7 protein-coding genes, 1 tRNA gene and 2 pseudogenes are annotated in these 11,070 nt (G+C 40.7%); 5 read left to right on the plus strand and 5 right to left on the minus strand.

The window, feature by feature from the left end:
• Positions 1–147: 147 nt before the first annotated feature.
• Positions 148–798 (minus strand): MAE_28990/MAE_18760 family HEPN-like nuclease, encoded by a 651-nt coding sequence (locus IQ228_RS12140; protein WP_193962959.1) that lies wholly within the window; start codon positions 796–798, stop codon positions 148–150.
• Positions 795–1,925 carry a DUF262 domain-containing protein gene (locus IQ228_RS12145; protein ID WP_193962960.1) on the minus strand — a complete coding sequence of 377 codons (1,131 nt, stop codon included), beginning with the start codon at positions 1,923–1,925 and terminating at the stop codon, positions 795–797. The genes IQ228_RS12140 and IQ228_RS12145 overlap by 4 nt, the downstream gene beginning before the upstream one ends.
• 154 nt (positions 1,926–2,079) lie before the next feature.
• Between IQ228_RS12145 and hpnA the strand changes: the two genes are divergently transcribed.
• The 3 genes from hpnA to IQ228_RS12160 all read left to right on the plus strand — a co-directional run bounded on the left by hpnA (position 2,080) and on the right by IQ228_RS12160 (position 4,884).
• Positions 2,080–3,066 carry a hopanoid-associated sugar epimerase gene (gene hpnA / locus IQ228_RS12150; protein WP_193962961.1) on the plus strand — a complete coding sequence of 329 codons (987 nt, stop codon included), beginning with the start codon at positions 2,080–2,082 and terminating at the stop codon, positions 3,064–3,066.
• Positions 3,067–3,221: 155 nt separating this feature from the next.
• The gene (gene hpnH / locus IQ228_RS12155; protein WP_168636414.1) at positions 3,222–4,241 is read left to right on the plus strand and encodes an adenosyl-hopene transferase HpnH; all 1,020 of its coding nucleotides are present in this window, start codon (positions 3,222–3,224) and stop codon (positions 4,239–4,241) included.
• 570 nt (positions 4,242–4,811) lie between these two features.
• Positions 4,812–4,884, plus strand: a tRNA-Ala gene (locus tag IQ228_RS12160).
• 317 nt (positions 4,885–5,201) lie between these two features.
• Here the strand turns inward: IQ228_RS12160 and IQ228_RS12165 are convergent.
• A complete protein-coding gene (locus tag IQ228_RS12165) occupies positions 5,202–5,813 on the minus strand; it encodes a Uma2 family endonuclease (RefSeq protein ID WP_228043843.1) in 612 nt (203 codons plus the stop codon).
• On the opposite strand from IQ228_RS12165, the gene IQ228_RS12170 reads away from it, so the two are divergent.
• Complete coding sequence (locus tag IQ228_RS12170) at positions 5,812–6,723, plus strand: putative Ig domain-containing protein (protein ID WP_193962962.1); 912 nt, start codon at positions 5,812–5,814, stop codon at positions 6,721–6,723. The two genes, IQ228_RS12165 and IQ228_RS12170, sit on opposite strands and share 2 nt — an antisense overlap.
• A gap of 33 nt (positions 6,724–6,756) precedes the next feature.
• Here the strand turns inward: IQ228_RS12170 and IQ228_RS12175 are convergent.
• Positions 6,757–7,023, minus strand: a pseudogene (locus tag IQ228_RS12175) (transposase); the annotation flags it as partial.
• Between the two features lie 486 nt (positions 7,024–7,509).
• On the opposite strand from IQ228_RS12175, the gene IQ228_RS12180 reads away from it, so the two are divergent.
• Positions 7,510–10,902 carry a phycobilisome rod-core linker polypeptide gene (locus IQ228_RS12180; RefSeq protein WP_027402731.1) on the plus strand — a complete coding sequence of 1,131 codons (3,393 nt, stop codon included), beginning with the start codon at positions 7,510–7,512 and terminating at the stop codon, positions 10,900–10,902.
• On the opposite strand, the pseudogene IQ228_RS26605 reads toward IQ228_RS12180, so the two are convergent.
• Positions 10,876–11,070 (minus strand): annotated as a pseudogene (locus IQ228_RS26605) (hypothetical protein); the annotation flags it as partial. The gene IQ228_RS12180 and the pseudogene IQ228_RS26605 overlap by 27 nt on opposite strands.

The following is an 11,070-nucleotide window of genomic DNA, read 5'->3' on the forward strand; positions in this document are numbered from 1 at the left end:
AATAAAAACAAGATCATGACATATAATGGTGTATGGATAACGGGTTACTAGTACAGGTCGGCGGAAATAAATAGACCATTCCAAACTACTGGAAAGCTCATTGTATATTCGTTTTGACTTTTGACTTTTGACGAACGCCTTGTGGTACTAGTTTTTCAAAAGAAAATCTTGATTAATAGCAGCATTTTCTATCCGATTACGAAATTCTTCTAGCATCTCCATAACCATTGTCTGTAATTCTATATATTGTTTTCTATCAATTGTCAAAGAATCTTCACCATGTGCAATTTCGTTTCTTGTCTTTAAAAGTTTTTCATCTATGAGTTTAGATTTAGTGGAGTCAAGGGAAAAGTCTATTCCCAGGGTATGAGTTATTTCTTTTAAAATTTCCGAAGACAGATTAGATGCAGTAGAAATTGGATTTTTGGGTAAAGAACATCTTTCATCTAACTGAAAAAGAAAAAAATCACAAACAGGTATATATAATGATGCTTTATTTGTCTCTTTCGCTTGTTTGAGTTTTTCTTTCATTGCCAAAGCTAAAAAATTACTAGAAAGTTGTCCATATCGTAGTCTTTTGGTTCTAATATATTCCACATAAGAGTTTCCTGCTAATTTAACAAAACCCTCCCAATGAGCATACAAAATACATATTCCACTACGAATACATACATTATGCCTTTGAGGAGAAACATTTTTTAATTCTATCAAGGTTTTTATTTCTGAAAGTTCCTTTTTTCTCCAAGCAATATCAGTTGCCAGAGTCTTATTTAAGTCTTCAGGAGTTTGGATGCTCATAAAGGAGAAAATACTCCTTGACCAGGAGAAAATACTTCTCTACCCAGTGGAATAAGATAGGGTAAACGTCTGACAGCATTCACACCTGCACCAGACCACTTTTTATAAGTTGAATCTGACCAAATAGTTTTGATTGAATCAGATATTGTGTTTGTTGCTGGGATATTTTGATAATTATATCCTATCCCTAATGCTATCACTTCAAATGCAGATAATAGAAAACCGCCCAGAAATCTATCTTGTTCAGATTTATATCTTTTGAAACTATTATCTCCTGTAGTTTGATTCAGGATATCAAAGGTTCTCTTAAATGCCATTTCTATATGGCTATAATCTAATTCTTGCTCAAGAGCCATTTTACGCATTTCTTCTGTGAGAAAAACACTAACATCGTCACCCAATTTTCTAATATCTTCCTCAGGTTTATCAAATAGCAGAATAAACCGCAATACTAACTCCATATCATACCGTTCTTCCTGAAACCTATCACTCAAAGAAATACAGTTTTTGAAGGGTTCATAGTCGGCAAGTGATCTCATCAATTCATATAAATTTCTATTTAACATTAAAAGGATACGATTTCTTACTTCTTGAAGTGTGGCAATAGATCCTCCTGTATGGAGTCTCTGAAATAGCTCATATTTAATCATTTCATCGCTTTCTTTTTTGACAATACTGACAGGAATTATTGCTCGCCTAATTAATAAACGTTGTGTTTGAGTTAAGGAGTTTATAGTGTCATTTGGGTCATCCCATTTTTTACCTTCTAAAGAAGGTAAATATGTAGTTTTTTGTAGAGCGACTGGCTCTGTATTTTCTTCTTGTTCATTTTTTTTAAGAAGATCCGTAAATTCATATATTGTTGATAGTCTTTGAACACCATCTACAACATCCCAAACACCATCATTTCTTTGAATAACAAAGATTGGGGGAATTGGTATGCCTAATAAAATTGATTCGATAAAAGCTGATTTTTGATGTTTTGACCAGCGAAAAAATCTTTGAAAATCTGGATTAATATCAATCTCATTACTCTGATAAAGACTCATCCATTCGCCAATAGACATTGAGTAACCATCTGTCTGAATCTCTTGCCTTATTTTGTCAATTTCTTCTTGCAGGGGCATAATTACAAGTAATATAAATGTTCGTGTATATAACTATCTTGTTTGGATAATTATACCTGATATTATATCATTAAACAAAGATGAAAAACAAAAAACTGAGGCAACCCACCCAGATACATAGATAATTAAATATTGAGAAGTGTGAGGTGATCAAATGCGGGCTTTTGTGACTGGTGGTACAGGGTTTATTGGTTCTCATGTGGTGCGATCGCTTTTACAGGAAGGATACCAAGTGACAGCCTTGGTACGTCCTGATAGTAACCTGAGTAATTTACAGGGTTTGGCTGTAGATATTGTCAAAGGTGATTTGAATAACCCGAATATTTGGGAACAGATGCAGGGTTGTGAATATCTGTTTCATGTCGCCGCCCATTATTCCCTGTGGCAAAAAGACCGAGACTTGCTTTATATTAACAATGTAGAAGGAACGCGCAATATTTTAGCCGCAGCCGAAAAAGCGGGAATTGAACGTACAGTTTATACTAGTTCCGTTGCCGCTATTGGTGTGGGTAAATTGGGACAAGTTGTAGATGAAACTTACCAAAGTCCCGTAGAAAAATTAGTGGGGGATTATAAAAAATCTAAATTCCTAGCTGAACAAGTGGCAATATCTGCGGTGAACCAAGGTCAAGATATTGTGATCGTTAATCCTAGCAGTCCCATTGGACCCTTAGATATTAAACCTACGCCTACAGGGGACATTATTCTGCGGTTTTTGCGGAGAGAAATGCCCGCTTATGTGGATACGGGGTTAAATTTTATTGATGTGCGCGATGTAGCCAAGGGACACCTATTAGCTTTAGAAAAAGGCAAATCAGGCGATCGCTATATTCTCGGTCATCAAAATCTTAGCCTCAAACAACTCCTAGAACAACTCTCCCAAATCACCAATTTACCAGCACCACAAACATCCATCCCAGCTTGGATACCCCTTACAGTAGCTTGGGTAGAAGAAAAAATCCTCGCACCACTAGGGAAAACTCCCACAGTTCCCATAGATGGAGTCCGCATGGCACAGCAACCAATGTATTATGATGCTTCTAAGGCTATCCGCGAATTAGGTTTACCTCAGTCACCCCTGAATGTAGCCCTCAAGGATGCTGTAGATTGGTTTGTGTCTAATGGTTATGTGAATAGGTGACAGGTTACAGGTTACAGGTTACAGGTGACAGGTGACAGGTGACAGGTGACAGGTTACAGGTGACAGGTTACAGGTGACAGGTGACAGAAATTAATTACCAATGACCAATGACTAATGACCAATGACCAATGACCAAATTGAGGAGTGTTAGTTTCATGGCAATTAATTTACAACAAGCAATAGATATAGGTAAATATTTAGTTACACAACGCTTATTAGGGAGGAAACGCTTCCCCCTCGTATTGATGTTAGAACCGCTGTTCCGGTGTAACCTAGCTTGTACTGGTTGCGGTAAAATCCAACATCCAGTAGAGATCCTCAAGCAAAATCTCACACCCGAACAGTGTTTTGCGGCTGTGGAAGAATGCGGCGCACCGGTTGTTTCTATTCCCGGTGGCGAACCCCTCCTGCATCCCCAAATAGGTGAAATTGTTGAAGGCTTAATTAAACGCAAGAAGTATATTTACTTGTGTACTAATGGTTTATTACTAGAAAAGAGTCTTGATAAGTTTAAACCTTCTCCCTATCTAACCTTTAGCGTCCATTTAGATGGAATGCGAGAATGGCATGATAAATGTGTAGACAGAAAAGGCGTTTTCGATACTGCTGTCCAAGCAATTCGCGCCGCTAAAGCTAAAGGTTTTCGTGTCGCTACTAACACGACCATTTTTGAAGGTTGCGATATTCAAGAAATGCAGGGGTTTTTCGATTTTCTGGAAACCTTGGGTACTGACGGAATGATGATCTCTCCTGGTTACAGTTACGAATGGGCACCAGATCAAGATCATTTTCTGCAAAAAGAACAAACCCGCGCTTTATTTAAAGAAATTCTCTCACCTTACACATCTGGAAAAAAGAACTGGAACTTTAATCACAACCCTTTATTCTTAGACTTTCTCATTGGTGAAAAAGACTATGAATGCACCCCTTGGGGTAGTCCTAGTTATAGTGTTTTAGGTTGGCAAAAACCTTGTTATCTATTGAATGAAGGTTACTATACAACCTTTCAGGAGTTGTTAGATAAGACTGATTGGAGTCAATACGGTGGCGCTAGTGGTAATCCTAAATGTGCTGATTGTATGGTGCATTGTGGTTATGAACCGACAGCAGCGATGGATGCAATGCAACCGAAAAATATTGCCCGTTCTCTAACCACTGTGTTTGGTAAAGGGTAAATAAGTAATTGGACAAAAATATTTACAGTCATTGCGAGGGAAGGGAAGCAATCACAACCCTTGGAATTGCTTCATTTCACTTCGTTCCATATGGCTAACGCCACGCTGCGCTAACGCAATGACATTGTGTAATTAATTCTGTCTCACTACTTATAGCGATTATCCTAGGGGTAGCGCCCCGTGCCTACCCCGATATTTTGGGCAATACCTATGCCAATTTTCCAAATATAGGTTCTAAACCCAATAAAATAGTTACGATTTTAATTTCTGGAGATGTCTATTAGACATCTCCGGTAAAGATTGTAGAGACGTTCCATGGAACGTCTCTACAGGGGTTTCATGTCACGCATATTTAATTTTCACCAGATGTCTATTGATTACAAGGCTTGAAGATGGTTTATTCACTTGCGCCCTGTTTACCCTATTGTGAGAAGATTTGTCTGATTCACTGCTTAATATTTCTTAACATAACTCTCTTGACTGAATTGACCTAGATTGACATATAATCAGGAAAGGGACAACTAAAAAAAACTAACAAATAAGCCTTTTTGCTTACTGAATTAGGATTTCGGGGTTATAGCGCAGTTGGTAGCGCACCTCAATGGCATTGAGGGGGTCAGCGGTTCGAATCCGCTTAGCTCCATGCAAATTATAATTAATACTTTGTCCATATATGTGACTTTACCCATAACTTTGCCGCAACGGCAAATTGTGATATTAGGACTAAAGCAGAAGCTTGTCCATTAACTTGTTTTGTCAGTAAAAATGGAGCAAGTGGAGAGCCGTGGAAAGATGCTAAAACTGACAAGGATGGCAAACTCAAAAACCCTCGACGCAGTGCTTCGTGATTGTCTGAAATGATCGAATTGATTAAGATTCTGGGGTTCTTTTTAGGAACTACGGTCAGAAACGGTAAGTTCTACCGAGATTGCCTGTGGAGCGGGCAAACAAGATTGGAAGTCATTCTAAGACCGCGATGAAGCAGGAAATAAACACTAAGATTATCGCTGTCCAGATGTGTCTAGACTTTGGTGATTTTGGGTAAGTTTTATAGAACGGAAGCTGAGATTGATGCTTTTTAGCTTCTCCATAGTTAATAATCATCCATTGTCCGGCATCATTTTTGTGATACAAATCTATTTCGATCGCAGTGGAACTAACCAATAAGTAATCTTTCAAGACGGGGTTATTTTGATACATTCTGAACTTGCCCCCTCTGTCGTAGGCTTCGGTAGTTTTTGAGAGAACTTCAACGATTAAGCAGGGGTAGGTAATATATTGGGTTTTGGTTTTATCGTGATCGTCGCAGGTGACGCTGACATCGGGATAGGTGTAGTTATTTGTGCCAACAATATTAACTCTCAGTCCTGAGTTACCTGTTATACAACTACTAGCATCTAAATGGGTATCAACCATAGTCGTAAATCGAATTGCAATGCGGCTATGATTAACGCTACCGCCAGTCATGGCATAAACTTGACCGTCGATCAGTTCGTGTTTTTCTAGTTGCTGTTCTTCCCAAGTGAAATACTCTTCTGGGGTGAGGTGGGCGTTATCTTTGGCTGCGATCATGGTTCCTTACCTCTTTAACTTCCAAATTCCCATCAATACCTTCACCGATATTGATGCTGGTGATGTTCTGACTTATTCAGCAACATTAGAAAATGGTAATGCTTTACCAAATTGGTTAACCTTTAATCCCACAACTCGCACTTTTAGCGGTACTCCCACTAATGATAATGTAGGGGATTTGAATGTTAAAGTCACAGCTACAGATAAAGCTGGAACATCTGCTAATGATATTTTTGCGATCGCAGTCAAAAAAATCATTGACAACCAATCTACGACTGTAGGAACTCCAGGAGATGATAAATTAATTGCCACTCCTGGTAGTCAATTTGATGGTCAAAACAATATTGTATTTACAGGTGCAGGTAAAGACGAGGTAGACCTGTCCACTGTATCTGGTTTTCCCAACTCAGGTAATAACATCGTTGATCTGGGTAGCGGTGATGATACTATCTTTGTGAATAAAGGCGATCGCGTTTTCGGTAGTGATGGTAATGACACCTTTGATGCTAGAGATGGACAAGGTGGCAACCGCATATCTGGTGGTGTCGGTGATGATACCTTCTACTTAGGTAGCAATGACCGCGCTTTGGGTGGTGATGGTAATGATATCTTCAGAGTTAGTCTTGGTGGTGGTAACTTAATTTCCGGTGGTGCTGGCGCTGACCAATTCTGGATTGTCAATGCTGAACTACCCTCTTCGGCTAATACCGTGCTTGACTTCCAACTGGGTACTGATGTCATTGGTATTCAAGGTGCTGTCAGTTTAGGTATTACCACATCCACACTCAAGTTAAATCAAGTTGGTGCTGATACTGCGATTGTCTTCAATAATCAAACTCTAGCTACTCTGACTGGGATTCAAGCCAGTAGTTTGAATTTGACAGATTCTAAACAGTTTGTCTTTGCTTAGAATATAATTCTCCCGTAGATACTGTCTTGAAAGTCAAGTGGTGGGAGAAAGAAAATTAGGGTCAAAAGCGGTCTGAGACTTGAGAACACCAAAAACTTGGCGTAAAAGCTTGTGCATGACTGCACCAATGACAGACTTTTTAGATTTACCTTTAGCCAAAAGACGTTCACAGAAGGAGTGAATCAAAGGATTATAGCGACGAGCAACAATCGCAGGCATAAAAAGAGCCTGACGCAAACGGGAATCGCCAATTTTAGACAAACGAGGTTTGCCATGAACGGAAGAACCAGAAGAAAACTCTTGAGGAGTAAGCTAGTATGTTAATTTTGTAGGTTTTGGAGCGATTTCCTGGGAAATTATTGGTGTTGCCATAGTTTACACCGAAAGCATCTGTTCCAGGCACTTTCTCATAAAAATATGCGACACATTTTGGGTATGAAGTCTTATGAGATAAGGGATTCAGAATTAACACACTAGTTTTTAGCCTGTTTTCTTACTAAATAAGTTTAAGAATTAAATTGGTGCATAATTTGGGATAAAATCTGTGTTCAGCCAAGAAAATCCAAGTATGTATCCTCTTGAATATCAAAATTTAGATTACAGATTCGACATACTTCTTAATAAACCAACAGCGTAAACGCAAAACGTTCTAATCTAAAAATTGACCGAGTTAATTTACTGGGTTTTATAGGCGTAAAATCCATAGATACGCACAAATGTCAAGCCTTAAAATAAATAACTCAGGCTTAACACATAAACAGTTATGATAGGAGTCTTAAAAAAACCATGAGTGTTAAGGCAAGCGGTGGAAGCTCAGTTGCGCGTCCGCAACTATATCAAACCTTACCTGTCTCTACCATTTCCCAAGCGGAACAACAAGACCGCTTTTTGGGAAGAGGTGAACTAAGTGAACTTAGCAGCTATTTTGCCTCCGGTGCAAAGCGATTAGAAATTGCCAAGATTTTGACCGACAATTCCGAGATTATCGTTTCTCGTGCGGCTAACCGGATTTTCATTGGTGGTTCACCAATGGCTTTCTTAGAAAAGCCCCAAGAACGAGAATTAGCAATGGTCGGCGCAGGTGTTAATGTCCAAGAGGGCATGAAACTAGGAACAGTCACCTACGTTGAAAGTAGTGGTGGTTTCTTTGAAAACCTCCGTTCTATCTTTAATACTTCTGCTGGTGGACCAACACCTCCAGGCTTTAGACCTATTAACGTTGCTCGTTATGGTCCTAGCAACATGGCCAAGAGCTTAAGGGACTTGTCCTGGTTCTTACGCTATGCCACTTACGCCATTGTTGCTGGCGACCCCAATATCATCTCTGTGAATACCAGAGGTTTGCGGGAAATTATTGAAAATGCTTGTTCTGGGGAAGCAACCATCGTTGCTTTACAAGAAATTAAAGCAGCGTCCCTGTCTTATTTCCGTAAAGATGCCGCAGCTACAGAAATTGTGACTCAGTACATGGATGTGTTGCTGACAGAATTTAAAGCACCAACACCTTCTACTAAAGTTCGTCAACGTTCTTCCGGCGACCAACAAGGGTTACAACTGCCACAAATTTACGCTGTTGCCGCAGAACGTCGTCCTAAGTACGCCATGAAGCCAGGTTTGTCTTCTAGCGAGAAAACTGAAATCATCAAAGCGGCTTACCGTCAAGTATTTGAGCGCGATATTACCCGTGCTTATAGCTTGTCTATTTCTGACTTAGAATCTAAAGTTAAAAATTGCGAAATCTCCATGCGGGAGTTTATTCGCCGTTTAGCTAAATCCCCCCTTTACCAAAAACAGTTTTACCAGCCTTTTATTAATAGCCGGGTGATTGAATTGGCTTTCCGTCACATTTTAGGACGGGGTCCAAGTAGCCGGGAAGAAGTGCAAAAATACTTTGCCATTGTCTCACTTAAAGGTTTAGCCGGTTTGGTTGATGCTTTGGTAGATTCTACCGAATACAGCGATTACTTTGGTGAAGAAACAGTTCCCTACATTCGGGGTCTGGGTCAAGAAGCCCAAGAATGTCGTAACTGGGGACAACAGCAGGATCTGTTTAAATACAGTGCGCCTTTCCGGAAAGTTCCTCAGTTTATTACAACTTTTGCTGCTTACGAACAACCATTACCTGACCAACATCCCTACGGTTCTGGTAATGACCCCTTGGAAATCCAATTTGGGGCGATTTTCCCGAAAGAAACCCGCAACCCCAGCAGCAGCCCTGCACCATTTAGTAAGGATACCCGTCGGATCTTAATTCACCAAGGACCTGGTATCAATAACCAACTCAGTAATCCTGGTGCGCGTGGTGTTGCTCCTGGTACTTTGGGTGCTAAGGTGTTCAAGTTAGACCAGTTACCTGGAACTATTGGTAAAAAGGCTGCCAAGGGTGTAAGTGTCAAGTTCTCCGAAAGTTCTACCCAAGCGGTAATTAAGGCTTGTTACCTGCAAGTTTTCGGTCGTGATGTTTACGAAGGTCAACGTCTGAAGGTTGCAGAAATTAAGCTGGAAAATGGCGATATCACCGTCCGCGAGTTTGTGCGGATGTTGGCGAAGTCGGATTTATTCCGCAAGATGTACTGGACTTCTCTCTATGTCTGTAAAGCGATTGAATATATTCACCGTCGCTTATTAGGTCGTCCTACCTATGGTCGGGAAGAAAACAATAAGTATTTTGATATTGCTGCGAAGAAGGGCTTCTATGCGGTGGTTGATGTCATTCTTGATAGTGATGAATACAGCCAAGCATTTAATGAAGATACTGTTCCTTACGAGCGCTATCTAACTCCTGCGGGTGTGTCTTTACGTCAATTGCGGGTGGGAACTATCCGCGAAGATGTGGCAAATGTTGAAAAAGAAGAAACTCCTCGCTTTGTGGAATTGGGTGCAGTCACAGAAATGCGGACTGAACCAGATATTGAGTTCCGCATGAATCAAGGTGTCACTAAGCAGCGTGAACAAACCAAGGTCTTTAAACTGACAGCAGTTAAGAATGACAAGGTTGCGGCTGAGATTGTGATTAGCGGCGCTTATCGGCAGATTTTCGAGCGAGATATTGCTCCTTACATCTCTAAGAACGAGTTCACGGTTCTAGAAAGTAAGTTGGTGAATGGTGAAATCAGCGTTAAGGAATTTATTCAAGGTTTGGGTTACTCTAGCTTGTACCTGAAGGAGTTCTACACACCTTATCCCAATACAAAAGTAATTGAGTTGGGTACTAAGCATTTCTTGGGTCGCGCTCCTATTGACCAAGCAGAAATTCGTAAATACAACCAGATTCTCGCTACTCAAGGGATTCGTGCCTTTATTACCGCGATGGTTGAAAGTGTAGAATATGGTCAGGTGTTTGGTGAAGATACCGTTCCTTTCCGTCGCTTCCCCACTTTACCTGCGGCTAATTTCCCCAATACCGAGAAGCTTTACAACCAGTTAACCAAGCAAAATGATGATGTGGTTGTTCCTAGTTTTGCAACTGTGAAGCCACGGATTAAAACTGAGAATACGCCAATTCTAGCGAAGGCGATCGCAGATTTAGCAGCCCAAGCCAAGAAAATGGACAAGACAAAACCCTTGTTTATTGAGTTGGGTCGTTCTTTCAACGATGGTCGTGGTCAATCCGTAGAAGTTGGTGTCGGTACAAGCCGCCGTAAACCAGCCCGGATTTACCGTGCTACCACTGGCACAAATTCCCCAGAAACCAATCAGGTCATCAATGCTATCTATATCCAAATTATGGACGTATTTAGCGGTCAAGTACCTGCTTATTTCCGCCGTTCTGACTTAGACAGCAAATTGCGTAACGGCGAAATTACCGTGCGGGAATTTGTTCTCGAACTAGCCAGTTCCGAAATCTACCGCAAACGGTTCTACACTCCCTATCCCAACACCAAGGTAATTGAATTCCTATTCCGTCACATCTTGGGACGCGCACCCGCTACTCAGGGCGAAATCCGTCAGTACAACAAACTATTGGCTGATAGCGGTTTACGGGCAGCAGTAGAGGCAATTGTTAACAGTCCTGAGTATGCTCGTTACTTTGGTGAAGACGTTGTTCCCTACAAACGCTATCCCTCTTTACCAGCAGGTAACTATTTAGGCAGTGTTCAAGCTGAAGCCGACCTGGTGAAGCAATCCTGGTCTAGCTTATCTCCTTCTGTTTTAACAGGTGGTCTTCCCAATAGATAGGTGACAGGAAGAAGGTGACAGGTGACAGGAAGAAGGCAACAGGCAATAGGCAATAGGCAATAGGCAATAGGCAATAGGCAATAGGCAATAGGCAATAGGCAATAGGCAATAGGCAATAGGCAATAGGCAATAGGCAATAAATATTCTCCCTGCCCCCCTGCCCCCTGC

This window comes from Dolichospermum sp. LEGE 00246 (assembly GCF_015207865.1).
Taxonomy (GTDB): Bacteria; Cyanobacteriota; Cyanobacteriia; order Cyanobacteriales; family Nostocaceae; genus Dolichospermum; species Dolichospermum heterosporum.

Excerpts from the sequence above, each read along its gene's own strand:
- hpnH (WP_168636414.1), top strand. The coding sequence starts at position 3,222 with ATGGCAATTAATTTACAACAAGCAATAGATATAGGTAAATATTTAGTT.
- IQ228_RS12180 (WP_027402731.1), top strand. The coding sequence starts at position 7,510 with ATGAGTGTTAAGGCAAGCGGTGGAAGCTCAGTTGCGCGTCCGCAACTA.
- hpnA (WP_193962961.1), top strand. The coding sequence starts at position 2,080 with ATGCGGGCTTTTGTGACTGGTGGTACAGGGTTTATTGGTTCTCATGTG.
- IQ228_RS12140 (WP_193962959.1), bottom strand. The coding sequence starts at position 798 with ATGAGCATCCAAACTCCTGAAGACTTAAATAAGACTCTGGCAACTGAT.
- IQ228_RS12165 (WP_228043843.1), bottom strand. The coding sequence starts at position 5,813 with ATGATCGCAGCCAAAGATAACGCCCACCTCACCCCAGAAGAGTATTTC.
- IQ228_RS12170 (WP_193962962.1), top strand. The coding sequence starts at position 5,812 with ATGGTTCCTTACCTCTTTAACTTCCAAATTCCCATCAATACCTTCACC.
- IQ228_RS12145 (WP_193962960.1), bottom strand. The coding sequence starts at position 1,925 with ATGCCCCTGCAAGAAGAAATTGACAAAATAAGGCAAGAGATTCAGACA.